Annotated in this window: 14 protein-coding genes and 1 pseudogene; 4 read left to right on the top strand and 11 right to left on the bottom strand. The window is 58.4% G+C overall.

Going from position 1 to position 19,118, the window contains the following annotated elements:
• Positions 1–20 precede the first annotated feature (20 nt).
• Positions 21–776, bottom strand: coding sequence for an SDR family oxidoreductase (locus ABEB25_RS10650; RefSeq protein ID WP_345736716.1), 756 nt, complete (start codon positions 774–776; stop codon positions 21–23).
• Positions 777–886: 110 nt separating this feature from the next.
• Here ABEB25_RS10650 and ABEB25_RS10655 point away from each other — a divergent pair, with 110 nt between their 5' ends.
• The gene (locus ABEB25_RS10655) at positions 887–1,813 is read left to right on the top strand and encodes a LysR family transcriptional regulator (RefSeq protein WP_345736388.1); all 927 of its coding nucleotides are present in this window, start codon (positions 887–889) and stop codon (positions 1,811–1,813) included.
• A 30-nt stretch (positions 1,814–1,843) separates the two neighbouring features.
• On the opposite strand, the gene ABEB25_RS10660 is transcribed toward ABEB25_RS10655, so the two are convergent.
• Positions 1,844–2,305 carry a cupin domain-containing protein gene (locus tag ABEB25_RS10660; protein WP_345736389.1) on the bottom strand — a complete coding sequence of 154 codons (462 nt, stop codon included), beginning with the start codon at positions 2,303–2,305 and terminating at the stop codon, positions 1,844–1,846.
• A 74-nt stretch (positions 2,306–2,379) separates the two neighbouring features.
• Positions 2,380–2,877: a BamJ family beta-barrel-assembly machinery protein gene (bamJ, locus tag ABEB25_RS10665; RefSeq protein ID WP_345736390.1), complete on the bottom strand. Its 498-nt coding sequence runs from the start codon at positions 2,875–2,877 to the stop codon at positions 2,380–2,382.
• Between the two features lie 251 nt (positions 2,878–3,128).
• Between bamJ and katG the strand changes: the two genes are divergently transcribed.
• The gene (gene katG / locus ABEB25_RS10670; protein ID WP_345736391.1) at positions 3,129–5,423 is read left to right on the top strand and encodes a catalase/peroxidase HPI; all 2,295 of its coding nucleotides are present in this window, start codon (positions 3,129–3,131) and stop codon (positions 5,421–5,423) included.
• Positions 5,424–5,530: 107 nt separating this feature from the next.
• On the opposite strand, the gene ABEB25_RS10675 is transcribed toward katG, so the two are convergent.
• From ABEB25_RS10675 to ABEB25_RS10690, 5 genes and pseudogenes are all read right to left on the bottom strand, one after another.
• Positions 5,531–5,878, bottom strand: a complete 348-nt coding sequence (locus ABEB25_RS10675; protein WP_345736392.1) for a hypothetical protein — start codon at positions 5,876–5,878, stop codon at positions 5,531–5,533.
• Between the two features lie 951 nt (positions 5,879–6,829).
• Complete coding sequence (locus ABEB25_RS10680; RefSeq protein WP_345736393.1) at positions 6,830–8,044, bottom strand: hypothetical protein; 1,215 nt, start codon at positions 8,042–8,044, stop codon at positions 6,830–6,832.
• A 161-nt stretch (positions 8,045–8,205) separates the two neighbouring features.
• On the bottom strand, positions 8,206–9,450 hold the full coding sequence (locus tag ABEB25_RS24485; protein ID WP_425572041.1) for an ABC transporter permease: 1,245 nt from the start codon (positions 9,448–9,450) through the stop codon (positions 8,206–8,208).
• Positions 9,451–9,588: 138 nt separating this feature from the next.
• Positions 9,589–10,752 (bottom strand): annotated as a pseudogene (locus ABEB25_RS24490) (ABC transporter permease); the annotation flags it as partial.
• A complete protein-coding gene (locus tag ABEB25_RS10690; protein WP_345736395.1) occupies positions 10,742–11,467 on the bottom strand; it encodes an ABC transporter ATP-binding protein in 726 nt (241 codons plus the stop codon). The gene ABEB25_RS10690 and the pseudogene ABEB25_RS24490, both read right to left, overlap by 11 nt.
• Before the next feature lie 50 nt (positions 11,468–11,517).
• On the opposite strand from ABEB25_RS10690, the gene ABEB25_RS10695 reads away from it, so the two are divergent.
• Together ABEB25_RS10695 and ABEB25_RS10700 are read left to right on the top strand one after the other, a co-directional pair.
• Positions 11,518–12,120 carry an arylesterase gene (locus ABEB25_RS10695; protein ID WP_345736396.1) on the top strand — a complete coding sequence of 201 codons (603 nt, stop codon included), beginning with the start codon at positions 11,518–11,520 and terminating at the stop codon, positions 12,118–12,120.
• 356 nt (positions 12,121–12,476) lie between these two features.
• The gene (locus tag ABEB25_RS10700; RefSeq protein ID WP_345736397.1) at positions 12,477–13,538 is read left to right on the top strand and encodes a hypothetical protein; all 1,062 of its coding nucleotides are present in this window, start codon (positions 12,477–12,479) and stop codon (positions 13,536–13,538) included.
• On the opposite strand, the gene ABEB25_RS10705 is transcribed toward ABEB25_RS10700, so the two are convergent.
• From ABEB25_RS10705 to ABEB25_RS10715, 3 genes are all read right to left on the bottom strand, one after another.
• Entirely contained in the window at positions 13,525–15,453 is a 1,929-nt protein-coding gene (locus ABEB25_RS10705) for an N-6 DNA methylase (protein ID WP_345736398.1), read from the bottom strand. The genes ABEB25_RS10700 and ABEB25_RS10705 overlap by 14 nt on opposite strands.
• 181 nt (positions 15,454–15,634) lie before the next feature.
• On the bottom strand, positions 15,635–17,017 hold the full coding sequence (locus ABEB25_RS10710) for a DUF1552 domain-containing protein (RefSeq protein WP_345736399.1): 1,383 nt from the start codon (positions 17,015–17,017) through the stop codon (positions 15,635–15,637).
• 28 nt (positions 17,018–17,045) lie between these two features.
• Positions 17,046–18,974: a DUF1592 domain-containing protein gene (locus ABEB25_RS10715; RefSeq protein ID WP_345736400.1), complete on the bottom strand. Its 1,929-nt coding sequence runs from the start codon at positions 18,972–18,974 to the stop codon at positions 17,046–17,048.
• Positions 18,975–19,118 lie beyond the last annotated feature (144 nt).

A 19,118-nucleotide genomic window follows, 5' to 3' on the forward strand; every position in this document is an offset into this window, starting at 1 on the left:
CGCGAGCGTTGAGATTTAGGTTAGCGCACCTCAACTGAACTGCCCAGCCAAGCATCAAAGCGCGTTGTGCCGAGCAGGGGATTCGCACCGGGCGTGAGGCTCTGGTCATTGACTTCGGTGCCAAAGTATCCGGCATCACGGTCTGTCTCCACCCTGCGGTCATCCAGGGTCGCACTCAGGTAGCGGCGGGCGATTTCATCCAGCCGGATCGGCTCGGGACCGGCCAGTTCCACCATGCCTCGGGCGGGCGCAGCGACGGCGATTTCCACCAAAGCGGTTGCCACATCTTCCGCGGCAATCGGCTGCATGAGCACCGAGGACAAACGTACCGTCTTCCCCACCGTGCTGGCGTGGGCAATGCTGCTGACGAATTCAAAAAACTGCGTCGCGCGGACGATGGTGTAAGGAATTGGGGATGCTTGGATGAGCTGTTCCTGCGCCATCTTCGCACGGAAGTAACCGCTGGCCAGCAGACGCTCCGTGCCTACCACCGACAGCGCGATGTGATGCTTCATTCCAGCGGCCTTTTCAGCCGCCAGCAGGTTGCGGCCCGAGGTCTCAAAGAACTCCATCACAGGCCCGTCTTCAAAGGAGGGCGAATTCGCCACATCCACCACCACCTGCGCACCTGCCAGTGCCTCCGCCAAGCCTTCACCCGTCAGAGTATTGACACCCGTGCGCGGAGAGGCAGCCACCACCTCGTGGCCCCGCTGGCGAAGCTTGTGGGTGAGCTTGCCCCCGATGAGGCCCGTGCCACCGATGATGACGATTTTCATATTCTTGTTTTTGTCGCTGGATGTTTGGTTATTCATGGCGAGGTCAGCATGGCATCAGCATCGCTTTCCGTGTAGCCACCCCTTTCGCATAACAGTCATTCAACATTTGCATGAGAGCCTTTGAAGACCTGACCCTGCTTCGCGCCTTCGTTAGCATCGTCGAATCCGGCAGCATCTCCGCTGCGGCACGTTGCGTGCGGGTGTCTCAGCCCACTCTCAGCCGCCAGTTGCGGTCTCTGGAGGAACTGTGCGGCACCGCACTTCTGCGCAGGGACACTCACCAAATGAGCGTAACGGAGACCGGGCAGCGTTTCCTGGCCGATGCCCGGACCCTGCTGGGCCATGCCGAGGAAGCGGCCCGCCGCCTGCATGCAGACCACACGACCTTGAGCGGTCAGTTGCATCTCTTTGCCACCGTGGACCTGGGGCAGTGGGTGGTCACACCTTTGGTTAGCCAATTCTTGCAGGCAAACCCTCAGGTCACCGCCACCCTGGCCTTGAACAACCGTCCTCTGCACATGATCCAGGAGGGCTGCGACGTCGGGATCGTGCCGGGCCGGATCACTGATGACAGCGTCATCGCCCGGCCCGCAGGCGTCATCCCGCTCCACCTCGCGGCCTCACCCGCCTTGGTTCAGGGGCGGCCTCCGGCAAAGACACTGGCAGATCTCAAGTCCTGGCCCTGGGTCTCCCTTTCGGGCTCTCATTTCTGGGGCACGACGGAGGTCACCCTTTACGATTCCAACGATGCCGCTCAGACCTTGCCGACTACGCCCGTCCTTGTCTCAGAAGGCGTCACCAGCATCCGCGAAGCCGTGCGCGATGGGCTCGGCGTTGCACTGCTCCCAGATTGGCTGATCGAAAAAGACCTCGAGTCAGGCACCCTCGTACGCGTCCTGCCACGGCTCAAAGCCAAGGACCTACCCATCCACGTGGTCTATGCTGGCCAGCGGGTGCTCCCGGCACGCGTCAGTGCCTTCATTGACTTTGCCGTTCGATATCTGGTGGCATTCGGCAACACACCGCCCAACCCCTGACGATGGCGATTGAGCAACTCGTGCATTCCTTCAGGCTTTCGGTGGCCATTGAGTCCCCGCGAGTTCGGGAGGCAATTGAGTCGGGTCCACCGGGTAGATCAAAGACATGTCGGGCGGCGTGGTCGCGCTTGGCAGGAATTCAGTTTCCTCGGGACCGCCGATAATAAGCCAAAGCACTTCGCTCTCCGTGTCATTAAACACCTGACGGAGCTGATCTGGTCCCACCAAAACCCCGCCGTATCGGGGGAGGGTCAGACTTTCCTCGCCCACTCTCAGGCGGCCGGTGCCTTCCAGCACAAAGTAAAATTCCTCCGCCCGCACGTGCTTGTGCAGGGTGTTGGCACTGCCGGGCGGCATTCGCCACAGTCGCGCGCCCAGATTCTCACTGCCCGTGCGCTCCAGATAGTCCGCATTCGGGATCTTCATCAGATTCGACAGCCGCCATGAAAGGTCTTCTGGGCGAATGAGATGGTAACCTTGGATGGCGCTCATACAAAAAAGCGGCGTTGGAAAACGCGACTCAAACGAAGTTGCGAAAGGCGATCGATGTGTGGCGGCGCAGCCACCTATCTTCCCACCACTTCCAGCAGCTCCACCTGAAAGATCAGATCGCTGTTCGGCGGAATTTTGCCGCCCACGGCACGGTTGCCATAGGCCAGCCGGGCTGGGATCAGAAGCAGCCACTTGTCCCCCGGTTTCATCAACTGAAGCGCCTCCGTCCAGCCGGGAATCACCTGGCCCACGCCAAAGGTCGCAGGCTGGCCTCGCTCGATCGAGCTGTCGAAGACCGTGCCATCAGCGAGCGTGCCGTGGTAATGCACCGACACGGAATCGCTGTAGGAGGGGGACCTGCCGTAGGTGGGCCCAGAGGCCAGCACCCGATATTGCAGACCGCTGGCGGTCGTCACCACACCGGAAGGAGAGACGCTGGGCGTTACCGCCGCCGCACCCCCCACACCCGGCGCTGGCGGCTGCCTCACCGTCTTCTTCTTTTTCACAGGTTCCGTTTGGCAAGCCGTCAGGCACAGCAGGAGGGCGGCAGAGAAAAAGGGGAAAAGCTTCATGGAATGAAAAGGGGGAATGGCAGACTGCACCGGAATATGTTCAGAAAGGGCCGCCCAGAGCCAGCACTTTTTCATCGGCAAGGGCGGATCCTTTCTCCAGCCTCCTTTTCCATCTGGCCTGTTTCAAGCTGCATGCATCTATAGACGAGCGATGAATTTCCAGGTATTAATTGTCCCTGATGCGTGCCGTGGTGCGTATCGGTGAAGCCTCGGCTCATCGCCTTCTGTCCACTGATCAAAAGAGTAAACCTATGTCAGACGAAGCCCAAACCTGCCCCGTAGCCCACACCGCTGCCGCCCCCCAAGGAAAGTGCCCCTTCCACCACGCCCCCAGCACCGGCACCACCAACCGCGACTGGTGGCCCAAACTGCTGAAGATCGACCTCCTGCACCAGCATTCCTCCAAGTCCGATCCCATGGGCGGAGACTTCAATTACGCCGAAGAATTCAAGAGCCTCGACCTCGCCGCCGTGAAGCAGGACCTCGCTGCCCTCATGACGGATTCACAGGACTGGTGGCCCGCAGACTTCGGCCACTACGGCCCCTTGTTCATCCGCATGGCCTGGCACAGCGCAGGCACCTACCGCACAGGCGATGGCCGTGGCGGTGGCGGCCGGGGCCAGCAGCGTTTTGCCCCCCTCAATAGCTGGCCGGACAACGTCAGCCTCGATAAAGCCCGTCGCCTCCTTTGGCCCATCAAGCAAAAGTACGGTCGCAAGATTTCCTGGGCCGATTTGATGATCCTCACCGGCAATGTCGCGTTGGAAACCATGGGCTTCAAAACCTTCGGTTTCGCTGGTGGCCGTGAAGACACCTGGGAGCCGGATCACGATGTTTATTGGGGCCGCGAAACCACCTGGCTCGGCGGCGACAAACGCTACGCCCACGGCTCCGAAGGCGTCGCCAAAGACGGCGGCGTGGTCGTGTCCGATGACAAAGCCGATGGCGATATCCACACCCGCAATTTGGAAAATCCCCTCGCCGCCGTGCAGATGGGCCTCATCTACGTGAACCCCGAAGGCCCCGATGGCAATCCAGATCCCCTCAAGTCCGCCTACGACATCCGCGACACCTTCGCACGCATGGCCATGAATGACGAGGAAACCGTCGCCCTCATCGCCGGTGGTCACACTTTTGGCAAGACCCACGGCGCAGGTCCCGCCTCCCATGTCGGAGCTGAACCCGAAGCCGCAGGCCTTGCCGAACAGGGCTTTGGCTGGAAAAACAGCTTCGGCACTGGCAAAGGCGGCGACACCATCACCAGCGGCCTCGAAGTCACCTGGACCACCACCCCCACTCAGTGGAGCAACAACTACTTCGAGAACCTCTTCGGCTACGAATGGGAACTCACCAAAAGCCCCGCCGGTGCCCACCAGTGGCGGCCCAAAGACGGGGCGGGGGAGGGCACCGTGCCTCACGCCCACGATGTCTCCAAGCGCATCGCCCCCAACATGCTCACCACCGACATCGCCCTCCGCGTGGATCCTGAGTATGAAAAAATCTCCCGCCGCTTCTTGGAAAATCCAGATCAGTTCGCCGATGCCTTCGCTCGCGCCTGGTTCAAGCTCACCCACCGCGACATGGGCCCGCGCGACCGCTACCTCGGCCCCGAAGTCCCCGAGGAAATCCTCCTCTGGCAGGATCCAATCCCCGCCGTCGATCACCCCCTCGTCAATGCTCAGGACATCGCCACCCTGAAGGGCCAGATCCTCGCTTCAGGCCTCACCGTCTCAGAGCTCGTTTCTACCGCCTGGGCCTCCGCCTCCACCTTCCGTGGCAGTGACAAACGCGGCGGTGCCAATGGAGCCCGCATCCGCCTCGCCCCGCAAAAAGATTGGGAGGTCAATCAGCCTGCCCAGCTCGCCAAAGTCCTCGAAAAACTGACCAGCATCCAGGCCGCCTTCAATACCGCCCAATCCGGCGGCAAAAAAGTCTCCCTGGCAGATCTCATCGTCCTTGGCGGCTGTGCTGCAGTCGAACAGGCCGCAAAAAATGCCGGCCACGAAGTCACCGTGCCCTTCACGCCAGGTCGCATGGATGCCTCGCAGGAGCAGACGGATGTCGAATCCTTCGGTTTCCTCGAGCCCCTTGCTGACGGCTTCCGCAACTACCAGCGCACCAAATACAGCGTCTCTGCCGAGGAGCTCCTCATCGACAAAGCCCAGCTTCTCACCCTCACCGCTCCGGAAATGACCGTCCTCATCGGCGGCATGCGCGTCCTTAAAACCAACGTCGGCTCAGCCCAGGCCGGTGCCTTCACCCACCAGCCCGAAGCCCTTACCAACGATTTTTTCGTTCACCTGCTCGACATGGCCACGGAGTGGAAACCCCTCTCCAAGGACGACGATGCCTTTGAAGGTCGCGACCGCAAATCTGGCACTCTCAAGTGGACCGCCACCCGCGTGGATCTCGTCTTCGGCTCGAATTCCCAGCTCCGCGCCCTGGCCGAAGTTTACGCCACCTCCGATGCCCAGAGCAAGTTCATCCACGACTTCGTTTCCGCCTGGAACAAAGTGATGAACCTCGACCGCTACGACCTAGTATAACACTTCACGTTAGGCCTTCTGGCGCGCCTCCGGATCTCCTCAGGTCCGGGGGCTTTTTTGTGCACCCGCCGCCAAGTATAACAATAAGCGTATTCGTCGGGGTATTCTCAGGCCCGCGTGCTCTCACTCACCTTGGCCAGAATGTCCCCATAATGCTCCGCCGCGCACTCCGGGCACACCCCGTGGCTGAATCGTGCCTCCGTCCGCGAAGTCACAAAGTCCTCGATCTCGTGCCAGTTCCCCGCCTCATCCCGGATGTCTTTGCAAAAGGAGCACGTCGGCAGGATGCCCTCCAGCGTCCGCACCCGGGCCCGCAGCGCCTGCGTCTGCTGCGAAAGCTTGCCCGCCAGAAACGTGATGAAAAGCAGCACCCCCAGCCGCAGCACCGCATTCACGATGGCCTCCGGCAGCGTGTAGGGGATGCCCCAGGCATACTGGATGCAAAAGCGGATCACGCACAAAATCGACCCCAAGACCAGGGCCGTCCGCAGCCCGCAATTCCACGACATCAGCGTCACTGGAATCACAAACATAACCGGAAAGAAAATGATCGGCCCCGACAGGAAATCGAAACACGCCATCACCAGCGCAATACCAAACAACACCCACCGGTTGTTCCAGGGAGCTCGCTCGAAAAAGTACTCGGTAGGGGGTAGCGGCACACGCTCACTCATGTTCGTAAATGCCTAAGGAGCAAGGTTTTAGCCCCACACAAGTGTTTATTAAACCCAACTCACCTCCTCGACGAACCTACAACCACCCCCAAATGTGCCTCATGTCCCTCCGTTCAGGCTCAAGATCTCCGAGCTTCCCCAGCACCCCAAGGAGCGGGACTTGCCAAGTCCCGGCCTTTGAATCTCCCTCCATCTCATGCCTCATTCCCCGAGAATGGCAAAAAGAGGTCGGCAAAAATGCAGCCCTTCTTCCAGGGCAATCGCCACCAGTGCTCACCCCAAGCCGCAAAAATCCAGTTCCATGGAGCCCTTGCGCGCCCATTCATCCAGACCGCATCCTCACTCCATTCCCGACAGCTCTCCGGGTGTCTAGCCTTGAGGCGATCTTGGAGAAGGTCCGGCAGGTCATGGAATCGCCTAAAGGCTAAACACCCACAAACCCAACAAACCAGCCTCCTTGCAACACTTATTGTTAATCCTGTAATCCTGTCTAAAAAATCCCCGCCCCCGTCCGCCCCCAACCACGGGACTTGGGCTTCTCTTCGTCATCCACACCTTCCGTGTTTTCCGAATCTTCCGAGGTTGAAAATTCATCCCTACCCCCTCGCGAGCGCAGCCACAGCAAGTAGCTGCCCATGTCAGCAGGAGGCTGACCCGAAAGCTCCTCCACCTTCGTTCACCCCATTGACACACTTCTTGTTAATACTGTCATCCTCTCAGGGCCATTCGTCTTCAGGGTTTCTTGGGGGCAGCAGCCTTAAAATAATCGGCCACGGCTTGCCGGAAATCCTTCTCGCTGGGTGCTTGTCCCGTGCGTCTATAGGCTTCGGAGACGAACTCGCGTGCCCAGGCATAGTAGCGTCGGTGGGTTTCATGGATGGGTTGCTTCACGCCCTTGTCATCGATCATCCAGTAGCCACGATGCTGGCCCCCTGCCTCGACTTCATTGTTATACAGCTCCCAATAGAGGATAAACGGACAGCCCCATTCCACCGCCGCTTGAATCGTGATGAGTGAAAGGTCATTCTGCTCTTGCGGCGTTCGGTGGGGCATGCCGTTGTGGGAGACTGTGTAGCCATACTCTCCGATAAACACGCGTTTGCCCGTGATCTCCGGTTTCGGGGTCAGCTTTGATTCGATGTAATCCAGCACGGTCTTGATGTTCTCCGCCTTGGGTTCATTCGTCACGTCGTAGGCGGAGTAAGAGACAAAATCCACGGGCACAAAAGGCAGCACCTGATTGACCAGAGACGGGCGGTCTTTTTTCAGGGAGATAGTCGGGTGGTTGATTTCCGTGTAATGCCAGACCTGGACCTTTTCATGCTTCGTCTCGCGTTTGGCATCATCCACAGCGCGTTGCCGTGTATTCAGCCAGGAGATCATTCCCTGAACTTTTTCCGGGGTCATCATCGCATCGGCTTTTTCGCTGATGTCGCCGCGCAAAAGGTTGTCACCCTCCCAATGGCCGAGATAAAAGGTTTTGCCGCTGCCTGTGTAGGTCTTCAGCAGGTAGGCAGTCTGATCATAAATCTCACGATATTCCGCCTCCGCATCCTTGTTGGAAAAGCCCTTCTTCCATGAAGTTCCAGCAAAGGATTCAGCCCACATCTGGTAGTAGGCAAAGGGCATGTCCAGCACCTCCCGGTGGGCAGGTTCTTGGCTCACCAGTTCCACCAGGGAGTGAATGTGGGGATACTGTGTCGGTTTGGGCCGCAGATCAAATTTCATGGTCGTTGCACCCATCGCTCGGATCTCCTTGGCGGCTTCGACCAACGGATCCTGCTCCGTAAACTGATACTTACCGCCGATGGCCTGCGTCCCCAAAAGGTAGTTGTAGGAGTCTGCGACCGATTGAGCTTCGCCTGGCGTTTGGGCATTTAATTTGGCCACATGAGGCACGCACACCCACACCAGCAAGAGCAGGCGGCAGAGGAGATGTTGGGTCATTCGAGGATGTGTCGCAGCCTTTTCTGCATGTCAAAGAGCCGATGTATTCAAGAGTCCTTGGCACTCCTACAGAGCCAATGAAAATCTCTGCATCACCAGGGTAAAAGTCGCCATCTCCTGGGCCACGACGAGCAATCACTCAACGGCCCGTCTTTTCAAAATCAGATCCGGCGCAGGATATCGAGCGGTGGATGATTGGAAACGCCACGGCTGAGAGCGAGGCCTCCCAGAACCGAGATAGCCGTGGTGGTGAAAAAGGCACCCAGCAGTGTCACGACATCCGGCGACGGCGAAGTTTTGAAAACGTAAACGGCAAGGATAGAAGTAGCTCCCACGGCGAGAAGAGTTCCGGTGAGGGCGGAAAGGCAACCCAGGGTGGCGTACTCGATGACGAGGATGGTGCGAACCTGCCGCGCCGAAGCGCCCAGCGTTCGGAGCAAGACACTTTCGCGGAGGCGTACGTCCCTGCCATTGAGCAGCGTGCCCACCACAATAGGCAGCGCAGCGATCAGCGTGAATCCACCCATGATCGTGATGACCCACGAGATCTTCGAGAACAGCGAACGAACCGTTTCTAAAATTTGGGACAGGTCAATCGACGAGACGTTGGGAAACTCTCGCATGAGGCCTTGTTGTAGACGGCCCACCGCGGCTGCATCCGGGGTGCGGGTGGTCACCACATGAAAGCCCGGTGCACCGTCTAGAGGTCCAGGTGGAAAAACCATGAAAAAGTTGAGGTTAAACCGGCTCCAATCCACTTTTCGGATGCTGGTCACACGGGCTTCCAGGGTGATGCCCTGGACATCCAGCGTCAGCGTGTCGCCAAGTTGAAGACGCATGTCCCCGGCGATTTTTTCTTCGAGCGAAACCGGGATGGGGCCCTCTGGGTTGGGCAGGCTCTCATGCCATTCTCCGGCAATCAGAGTTTCGCTGGAGTTCAGATTCGCTCGATGGGTGGACCGGAATTCGCGGTTGGCAATCCAGCGTGGCACCCCTTCCGCCTGGGTCACCGGAACCCCCTTGAGGGCCAGGACCCGCATGGTCACCATGGGGGCGGTTTCTAAAACGGGCAGCCCCTGGTTTTTCACCAGCGAAGTCACGCCTTCGACTTGATCCGGCTGGACGTCGATCAGGTACAGGTTGGGGTTTTCCTGGGTCTCGCTGATGCGGAGACGCTGCTGCAAAAGATCCCCAGTAAGCAGGATGGTGAGCAGGAGAAAGGTGCCCAGCCCGAGCGAGAGCAGGAACAGCAAAGTTTGGTTGCCCGGACGATGAAGATTGGAAATGCCCTGCCGCAGGAGGTAAGGCCAGCTTGGCCGGACGATGCGGCGCGTGAAGGCCATCAGTGCCCGGGCCACTCCAATGACCAGGGCAAAGGCAGCGCCCAGTCCGCCAACCAAAAGCATGGCGCGTTTCCAGTCCGCATCATTGGTTAGGGCTAGCAGAAGCAGCAGGGCGGTGAGAAGCAAATAGACAGGGAGGGTGCGGAGGGGACTGCCGGGTAAAAAGCTGCCGCTGCGCAGCGTGGCGGCGGGTGAAATGCGATGAATTTTCAGGATGGGGATGAGCGCAAATCCACAGCACACACCCAGGCCCGCCAGGGTGGTGCGAAAGACGATGGCCCACTCGGGGGTGGCCTCCACCGCCACTGGAAGACTGTCTTTAAACAGCACCAGCAGGCCAGTTTGCAAAAGCACCCCCAGGCCCGCGCCCAGGATGGCCCCCAGAAGGGCCAGCGTGGCGCTCTGGGCGATGTAAACGGCTGCGGCGAGCTGGCGGGGTGCGCCGAGACAGCGGAGGATGGCAATCGTCGTCACGCGGCGGTTGATGTGAGACTGCACCGCCCCCGCCACCCCTAGCGCACCAAGGGCCAGGGACGCCAGCGCCAGGATGCCGAGGTACCGTTGAAACAGATCCAGGGCATCGCCCAGCGTTTCCTGGCGGTCCTCCGGTGTCTCCAGTCGCCAGGATGCACTCGGAAATTCGCGGCGCAGGTTTTCCTTCAGTTCGGCGGAGGGAGTTTTTTGAGCGGTCTGTAGATGGACCAGATGCGTCACCATGCTGTTGGCGCCGATGAGGCCGCTCTGCTGGATATCGGACAGGTGAACATACGCCTCGGGAGCGATGCCACTGAATCGGCTCGCGCGCGGCGGGGAGTTGAGGATGCTGCCGAGAATCTTCAAACGCAGTCGCCCCAGCTCGATCTCGTCACCCGGCTTCACCTGGAATTGCTCCAAAAGAGCGGCCTCTAAAAACACACCGGGTTCATCCGCGCGGCGCTCCCAGGCATCCGCTGGCAGGGTTTCGATTTTCCCATAATAAGGATACTCCCCTTCGAGGGCGCGCACGTTCACCAGCCGGGCCCCGCCATTGGGGAAAGTCATCATGGATGGGAAAGCCACCTCGCGAGTGGTCCGGGAGGACATCTTGGCCAGCTTGGCAAACTCCTCCGCCTTGATCGGCTGCGACGAAGAAACCTGAAGATCCGAGCCGAGGAGTTCCTTGGCCTGGGTTTGGATGCCGGTTTCGACACTGCCTTTCAGCGAATGAATGGCGACCAGTGCAGCAATGCCGGAAACGATGGCGAGGGAGAAAATGAGCAAACGCAGGCGCTGTGTGCGGCTGTCCCGCCACGCCATTTTCCAAGTCCAGGGATGCAGCAGGGCAGGGATGAGGTGGGTCGGGAGCGGGCGTGGATCAGACGGCATTTTCTTCCTCCGCGATGATCTTCCCACCCTCCATTTTCACCACGCGCCGGGCTTTCGCAGCCAGGCCGGGGTCATGCGTCACAATCACCAGCGCCGTGCCAGCTTCCCGATTCAGCCGGAACAGCATCTCCACGATGGGCGCACTGGTGGCGGCGTCGAGGTTGCCGGTGGGTTCGTCGGCCAGCAAGATTTTCGGGCGATGCACAAACGCCCGCGCCAGGGCCACGCGTTGCTGCTCGCCGCCCGAAAGCTGGGCGGGGTAATGCCCCATCCGCTTGCCCAGACCCACTTCATGCAGTAGGGCTTCCGCCACCTTTTGGCGACCTGTTTCGCCCCGCAGTTCCAGCGGCACCAGCACGTTCTCCAGGGCCGTCAGTGTCGGGATGAGCTGGAAGTTTTGGAAAACGAAACCCACCAGCTTGTTGCGCAGCGCCGCCCGCGCATCCTGGGAAAGGTTTTCAAAAGCCTGCCCGTCGAGTTTCAGGGAGCCGGACGTCGCATCGTCCAGCCCGGCGCATAGGCCTAACAGCGTGGTCTTGCCACTTCCTGAGGGGCCGGTGATCGCCAGCGTGTCGCCCGCTTCCAGCGTCAGGTGGATGTCGCTCAGCACCGTCAGCTCATGCTGGGGGCTGCGATAGATTTTTTGGAGCGCCTGGATCTCCAGGATGGGCCGTTTGACAGCCGCAGTCGATGATTCTAGTCTGGCAGATGACATGGATGAAATGGCTGGTGTTCGGACTGCTGATGTCAGTGTCGGGGGGCTGGATGGCTACGTTGCCCGCTCAAACTCCAGCCGTAGCAAAAAAAAGAATCGTCGTTTTAGGCGACAGCATCTCCGCCGGCTACGGCCTGGATCGTGATCAGGCCTACCCAGCTTTGTTGCAAAAGAAAGTGGATGCCGAGGGCCTGCCCTATGAGGTGGTGAATGCCGGTGTGAGTGGCGATACCACCGCAGGCGGCCTCCGGCGGATCGACTGGGCCCTGGGCCCGAAAGGAGCGGACGTGCTCGTGATCGCCCTCGGTGGCAACGACGGCCTGCGTGGCGTCTCCCCCGATCAGACGGAAAAGAACCTGACTGGCATCGTCGCCAAAGCCCGGGCCAAAAACCCCACCATCAAAATCCTCATCGCCGGCATGCAAATGCCCGACAACCTCGGCCCCAAATACGTCGAGGCCTTCAAAGCCGTGTTCCCCAAAGTCTCCACCACCGAAAAAACCGACCTCCTCCCCTACCTCCTCGAAGGCGTCGGCGGCGATGAAAAACTCAACCAACCCGACCGCATCCACCCCACCGCCGAAGGCCAACAGAAGATTGCCGACATGGTTTGGGCGAAGCTGAAAGCCATGCTGCCCGAGGCGGGGAATTGATCGAAGGTTGTCGAGCGCCCTTCGCAGGACAGCAGTGCGTTTGCAAACACGATTCTTTTTTCGTTTTCCGGCCTGCTTTTTGGTTTTTCTGGTCTGCTTTTTTTGAAAAGCAGACCTGCATTTTGATTTTCCTGGCAGGATTTTGGCCTGGAGAGGATGCATAGCCATTACCACCCCTACGATCCGCCAAGAATCCACCCCTCGTTCATGCATCTTGCTTGCCACCAGGGCGCGGGACCGCTTTATAGGACAAGCAGCAAATGCCTGCTTGAAGAGTCCAATTTCCCGCACACGACAAGCGAAAAGTAACCTCAACATCTATCCTTTACAAAATGCCATTAACACCAATCAGACAAGTGTTCGAAGCCGCTGTCGAAGCCACCCGATTCAGTGACCGAAACGTTTACGACCAATCGGAACTACTGCGGGAATGGGCACCCGCAAAGGACCTACAAGTCACGTTGGGGTCTTTTATCTCCGCCGCAGAATGCCAGGTCATTCACCGCAGGCTTGTTCGTGCAGTATTCTTCATTGAACTTGTCAAGGCGGACGTAACCTCGACAAAATATGACGTTCGGTGGGCTGAACGTTTTCCGGAAGGCGACCCACGGATTGCCACCTTTGATCAATGCTGTGAAATTTATGAAAAGATATGCCGCCAAATCCATGAACTCTTAAATGATGAGGTCTTCAGAACGGAATTTGCGTTGGTTGTCCGTTGGGGTTTGTCGCCGCACGAAATCCCACTCGACTATGAGACCAAGAATGCACGTCCGATTCATTCGACAGCTAATCTCAGCGTCCTCCGTGACCCGAACTATTCTCGGTTGTTAAGAATACGACGCTCGCTTTTAGATCCTACACTGAACCCTGATTTTCAGCTCTTCGTCGGAATCTTCGACAAAATCCGAGTAAAGAGCTACCTGACCGACCGTGCCTTGACGGGAGGCTATAAAACAAACCGAGAGAAACGTTGGGAAGCGCATCCTGCATCGCCGCAATTCGCATACCGTCGCGACTGTCTCGCAATTGAGCTTTGTCTGATCGAGCAGCTAATCCATTTCGAGTCTTTCCCGCCCGGAACGATTCGTTATTTGGAAGCGGAAGGACTGATAAACCCGGAGCGAAAGGTTGCCCGCTGTCCGGTGACCCTCGATCCCCTCGACTTTGAATTGTTGGCTCAAGAGGTCGCAGATCCAACATTCGGAAGGTCCGCCTACCAAGTGGGGCATTTGAATCCCTTGAAGGCCGGTGAAGGAGAGGAGTTTCGTCACGCGCCCGCGAACATTTCTTGGATCACCGAGGACGGAAACAGGATACAAGGCCACCTCACGTTGAAAGAAACGCGCGAACTCCTGCTGAGAATATCCCGAAACTATGAAGCCCTGATTGCATCGGGTGAAATCAGCCCGCCATGACCTCCTCGCAGGCTTTTCGCGCAAGCTCACGAGCTTCGGTTCGATCTCGGATAGCTTTCTCGACGAGGTTAGCTATCCGATCCCTTGTCTTTTTTGCTTTTGGGAGTGCCAAGCGAATTTCGTGGATCTTGTTACCCAGCGAATCAATAATGTCCTGGCTGACGCAGAAACTCTTGATCTGTCGCTGTGCAAATGGACATGTCAGGGCAGCTAAAAGCAAGAATGGCGTCATCTTCTCCGGCTTCTCGACACGGATTTTGTAGATATGACTTTGGTAGAGCATCGGTAGGTCGTATCCAGTGACTACGGCGCATGTGCCAATCAGATAAGTCCCGTCTCTCACCATGAGGATATCATTCTCGCGAACATCCTGACGTGGACGGTAGCGCTCATAGATTTCTTCCGAGACGCAGTGCTTTGGATCGCTCTTTACCTCCCAGTTCGAAATATCCGACGTGCGAACGAATGGAATCTCACCCGTGCCGTAAGCTAGTTTACCCACTTCGTCACCAGTGGAGAGCGAAAGCACCCCGTCCTTGATCAAGTCTCCAAACGAAACAATGTCGTGCGTTTCCGTTAGCCGTTCTGACTCGCTTTCAGCATCGAATTCAAATGCGCGAGGAGCGAGATTTAGCCCAAGCCGGTCCTTGGGAACCAAAATTCCCATGTGCCCATGGTTTCCAACGCCTGTCTTCTGGAAATCAGCGAAATTTGCCGCAATTTGAGGAACATGATTTAGAGGCACTGACCGCCCGCGGCTGTCATGGCCGCACCATTTTGCGTCGGCAAAGAATACCGAACTCCGTTTGCTCTTTGACGGCTTTTTTTGTAGCACGACCGCGACCGTTTTCGTGTGAGTTCCGCCCTTTCCTGATGTTTTAAACAGCGCTTCCGGCATTCCGACCACTGCAACAAGGTCCGCGACACTCTGCATATACTGAACAACATACGCATGCGATTTGGACGATACGATACTCTCTGGGAGAATTGCTCCCAAGAATCCGCCAGGCTTCACAAGTTTTAGGCATCGCTCAACAAACAGAACCTGGGGTGGCGTAGACGGATTCATCGCCCCATTCGGAACGAACGCTTCTTTTGCCCCATCGGATTTGATCCATTTCCGCGCTAGGTCGTAACGCATCAAGGTGTTTGGCGAGGCGGCAACAATCTTTGCGCCAAATGGTGGATTGGTGAGAACGACGTCAAACAACTTGTCTTCGATTGCAATACCGTCTTGAGAGATGTCGGCCAAAGAGTCACCGCAAATGACCTCTGGCATTTTATCGAGATAAAGAGCCAGACGTCCGCGAGTAATACGGGCGAGGTAAGCGTCCTTGTCCACACCACGCAGTGAAGCGGCTACATCAGTTGGGTCGGCCCCGGCCCCGACGAGGTGCTTCGCCGCAGCTATAAGAAAACCGCCAGCGCCACACGCAGGGTCACAGATAGTCTGGTTCGACTTCGGATTTACTAAACTCACAAGCAGATCGACGGCGACAGTTGGAGTGAAAAATTGTCCTTCGCTGGATTTCACACCCGACCCAGCAAACGCTTCATAGAGTTCGCTGAAAATGTCCGCTCGGCACTTCTCAAGATCGATAATGTCAAATTGACGATCTACATACTGCAGCGAAACTGGATCTAGTTCGATTTCGTCGGCGAGAAGAAAGATTCCAGGAAGCACACTCTTCACATGGGCGAACGATGCGCGGTAAGACTTCGACAAATCCCCAGAGACCGTCAATCTTGGCGATTTTAACAGCCAGTGCTTCGCAAACACGCACTTGAACAGTTCATCCATCAAAGCGCGGTCTCGGGTGGCCCCAAGAAGTCGGCCTGCAAGGAAATTGCGGATGTTTTGAAAAGCCGAACGGTGTGAGGTCGGCAAGAGTTCAAGAGTTTGTTCAACTTGCATTACAGCTTCTGTAGATGGTTGGTCGTCACCCGTCAATTACAGGTTCTGTAAAAACTTCATCCAGGAAATACCTGATCGGCCAGTTTGCCGCGGGTGCGGCAAAGGCGGGCAATTTCTACAGATTTCCGACATACTTTCCACCATCGTCACCCTACTCAGCCAAGAGTGTGGCAGATCAGCTTTATCCGCCAACCATCTCCTCCATCCGCTTCGTCGCGATCCCAATCGGCCGGTCCAGGGGCACGCCTGCGCAGGTCAGTAGCGTGGTGAGCAGATCCCCCTGATTGCCCTTTGTATCAGCGAGGAAGCGGCCGGTGTTCACGGAGCCGCCGCCTTTGCCGGCGATGATGAAGGGGAGGTTTTTGCGGCTGTGGTCGTTGCCGTCTTCCAGGCCGGAGCCCCACATCATGAGGCAGTTGTCCAGGAGGGTACCGTTGCCTTCGCGGAGGCTGGCCATCTTTTTCACCATGTAGGCAAACTGGGTGATGTTAAAGGCGGTGATGGCGGCGACTTTCGCGACCTGATCCGCCTTGTGGTTGTGATGCGTCTGGGAGTGATGCGAGTCGGTGAAGCCGAGTTCGGGATACGACACGCCGTTGGGCGTGGAGCCGATGTAGGTGCTGACGCGGGTGGTATCCGTCTGGAAGGCGAGCACGTTGAGGTCGCACATGACCTGCATGTATTCGCTACGTTTGTCGCCCTCGGGAATGCGGATCTCGATGGGCGGTGAATCCGTGGCGCTGCGCTTGCTGGAGGCGACGCCGGCTTTCTCCAGGGCGGATTCTTTCTGGCGCATCTCGATGGCGGCGATGCGGCGCTCCACCGAGCGCACGCTGTCCAGGTATTCGTCCAGCTTGTGCTGGTCGTTCTGCGGCAGCTTCTTGCGCAGGTCACGCGCACCGCTGATCACCAGGTCCAGCATCTGCCGCTCCAGCGGATCGGCCTTGCGGCTGCTGCCGGAGGAGTCCGACTTGCCGAACAAACGATTCAGTACGTTGCGCGGATTGATCTCCGCCGGGACGGCCTGCGTGGGCGAGCGGTAGCTGCAGTGCGAGTAGTAACCTTCGTTCAGGCCCTCCTGATTCTCCTTGTGCGTCTGCGGCATGGTGGCCAGTTCCAGCGAGGGCAGGGAAGTCATCGCGCCCACGTAGTTCGCGGCGATCTGATCCGCCGAGATGGCGATGTGGATCTGGTTGCGCTTGCTCGGGTCCGGCAGGCAGGCGGTGAGCCAGGTGGAAAGCTCCAGCGCATGCGGAGCGCCATTGAAGGGGGCAATCGGCACCCCGGAGATGCCCTTCATGAGCAGGCACTGATCCAGAATGGGCCGCAGGGACTCCAGCGCAGGCGGCGGGGAGCTGAGGTAGCTCTCCGGCGTGGCAGGCCAGAACTGATCTGGAATCACCCCATGCGGCATGTACATGAACCCGAGGCGCACGGGTGGCTTCACCGCCGCGCGCCCCTTCACGGAGTCTGCCCAGCCCATCGTTTCCAAAAGCGGCAGGCCCAGGCTGGCTCCAATGCCTTTCAAATAGGTGCGGCGATCAATGAGGTTCTTGCGGGTCATGGCAGTGACAATGGAAGGGGGGCTAAACTCAGTCTTGGACGCGGCGATTCAGAAAGGGGTAACTGGTGACGATCTCCGTGATGAGGGTCTGCATCCGATAGCCATCCTGGGCGATGGTTTTCATGAGCTGATCCACCACGATCTTGTCATAACCTTCAAGCTGCCGGCACAGCGCATAGGCCATGAGTTTCTCCGTTAAGTTACGGGCCAGATCGTCCTTTCGTGCAGCGATGATGCTTTTCAGCTCGCCAGGGGTGGAGAACCGCTTGCCCCCTGGCAGCTCGCCCGCGGCATCAATGGCGCCTCCCGTATCATCCTTGTCCCGCCAGCGCCCGATGGCATCGAAGTTTTCCAGGCCAAAGCCGATGGGGTCCAGGATCTTGTGGCAGTTGGCGCACACGGCATTCGTGCGGTGCAGTTCCGTGCGCTGCCGCAGGGTCAGATTGGCCACCTTTTTTTGGTCCTGCTTTTCCAGCGCCGGGACATTCGGTGGGGCAGGGGGCACGTGTTCCCCCAGCACCTGCTCCAGCACCCACACGCCCCGGTTCACCGCGCTGGTGCGGTTGGGGAAAGAGGTGGTGGCTAAAATGCCCGGCATGCCGAGGATGCCACCGCGATTCGCATTGGTCAGCTTCACCTTGCGCATCTTGGGCCCGGTGACGTCCTTCTCCAGGCTATAGACCTTGGCGAGTGTCTCATTGAGGAAGGTGTAGTCGCTGGCCACAAAGGCGACCACGCTGAGGTTCCCCCGCACGATGCTGTCAAAGAACAGCCGCGCCTCATCATACATGGCCGTGCGCAGCGCGGGTGTCATCTGCGGGAACTTCTTCGGATCAAACGTCTTGCCCTCCAGACTGCCCAAACCCAGCCACTGTGACCCGAAGCCATCAAACAAGGCCCGCGCACGAGGATGGGCCAGCATGCGCTTCACCTGGGCCTTGAGCACGGCAGGCTCATGAAGCTGGCCCGCATCCGCCAGTGCGGACAGCTCCTCATCCGGCATCGTGGCCCACAGCAGGTACGACAGACGGGAGGCGAGTTGGTAATCATCCAGGGGCACGATCTTCTTGCCCGCCTCCGCTTCCTTTGCCGGAGTGATGTAAAGGAACTGAGGGGAAACGAGAAGCGCCTTGAGCATGAGCCGCAGTGACCCCTGGTAATCTAGTTGGTTAGACCGACCCAGATCAAACACGCCCGTCAGCGTGGCCACCTCCGCCTCCGAGGGCGGCCTGCGGTAAGCCTTTCGTGCCAGCGAACGAGCCACCTTCCGAGCGGCTTCGCGTTCGTCCGTTCCTGGGGTTGGTGGTTTGCCTAACAAACGATTCTGCCATTCCGTGGGCGGCTTTTCCGGTGTGGCGAAGATGCGGTCCAGTACTTCATTGGCGATGCCGAGGTATTGCTCTGTCTGCATGGGCGAGAGGGAATTCAGATACCCCTGGCCGGCCACTTCATCCGGTAACTCCTCCGCCACCGCGGGGTCCACACCGAAGAGATCGTGCAGCGTGTTGCCATACTCCACCTTGGTCAGGCGACGGATCACAAACGGGCCCGGATCCTTCGCGCTGAGGTACTTGATCTTGCCTAGGCTTTGCAGAAACAGCTCGCGCTCCTCAGCCGCAGGCTGGTCCGAATCATCCGGCGGCATGTCATGCGCGTTCACATTGGCAAAGGCCTGCATCCACTTCCGGCTCGCGGAAGACTCGCCTGGATTCTTCAGCGCCGGCTCAAAGTTCAGCCCGCCCTTCGTGCGCCGATTGCTATGGCACTCACTGCAATACGTCTTCACAAAGGGCACCACGCCTTTCTTGAACGACTCCTTGGCCTCCGCCTGCAGCGCGGCAAATTCCGCATCTGCCACCCCCTCGGCTGGCATCCTACTAGGCCTCGCCAGCATCAGCCCAAGGCTCAACACACTGAAAAACATCAGGCCAGGGCTGGTCAATTCGGATTTCGTCATTCGGATCTTCAAAAAAGGGGGGATTAGATTACGGAGGACCGTCTGTTGGGTTATCATCAAAACGCTTTGGTGGAAAAGCATTCTGCGAATGCTGGCGGCCTGCGCAAATAGTTGGCCGAAGCATGTCCTTTGTCTTGATCCTCG

This window comes from Prosthecobacter algae, assembly GCF_039542385.1.
Lineage (GTDB): Bacteria > Verrucomicrobiota > Verrucomicrobiia > Verrucomicrobiales > Verrucomicrobiaceae > Prosthecobacter > Prosthecobacter algae.

Excerpts from the sequence above, each read along its gene's own strand:
- ABEB25_RS10650 (WP_345736716.1), bottom strand. The coding sequence starts at position 776 with ATGAAAATCGTCATCATCGGTGGCACGGGCCTCATCGGGGGCAAGCTC.
- ABEB25_RS10655 (WP_345736388.1), top strand. The coding sequence starts at position 887 with ATGAGAGCCTTTGAAGACCTGACCCTGCTTCGCGCCTTCGTTAGCATC.
- ABEB25_RS10660 (WP_345736389.1), bottom strand. The coding sequence starts at position 2,305 with ATGAGCGCCATCCAAGGTTACCATCTCATTCGCCCAGAAGACCTTTCA.
- bamJ (WP_345736390.1), bottom strand. The coding sequence starts at position 2,877 with ATGAAGCTTTTCCCCTTTTTCTCTGCCGCCCTCCTGCTGTGCCTGACG.
- katG (WP_345736391.1), top strand. The coding sequence starts at position 3,129 with ATGTCAGACGAAGCCCAAACCTGCCCCGTAGCCCACACCGCTGCCGCC.
- ABEB25_RS10680 (WP_345736393.1), bottom strand. The coding sequence starts at position 8,044 with ATGACCCAACATCTCCTCTGCCGCCTGCTCTTGCTGGTGTGGGTGTGC.
- ABEB25_RS24485 (WP_425572041.1), bottom strand. The coding sequence starts at position 9,450 with ATGCTTTTGGTTGGCGGACTGGGCGCTGCCTTTGCCCTGGTCATTGGA.
- ABEB25_RS10690 (WP_345736395.1), bottom strand. The coding sequence starts at position 11,467 with ATGTCATCTGCCAGACTAGAATCATCGACTGCGGCTGTCAAACGGCCC.
- ABEB25_RS10695 (WP_345736396.1), top strand. The coding sequence starts at position 11,518 with ATGGCTACGTTGCCCGCTCAAACTCCAGCCGTAGCAAAAAAAAGAATC.
- ABEB25_RS10705 (WP_345736398.1), bottom strand. The coding sequence starts at position 15,453 with ATGCAAGTTGAACAAACTCTTGAACTCTTGCCGACCTCACACCGTTCG.
- ABEB25_RS10710 (WP_345736399.1), bottom strand. The coding sequence starts at position 17,017 with ATGACCCGCAAGAACCTCATTGATCGCCGCACCTATTTGAAAGGCATT.
- ABEB25_RS10715 (WP_345736400.1), bottom strand. The coding sequence starts at position 18,974 with ATGACGAAATCCGAATTGACCAGCCCTGGCCTGATGTTTTTCAGTGTG.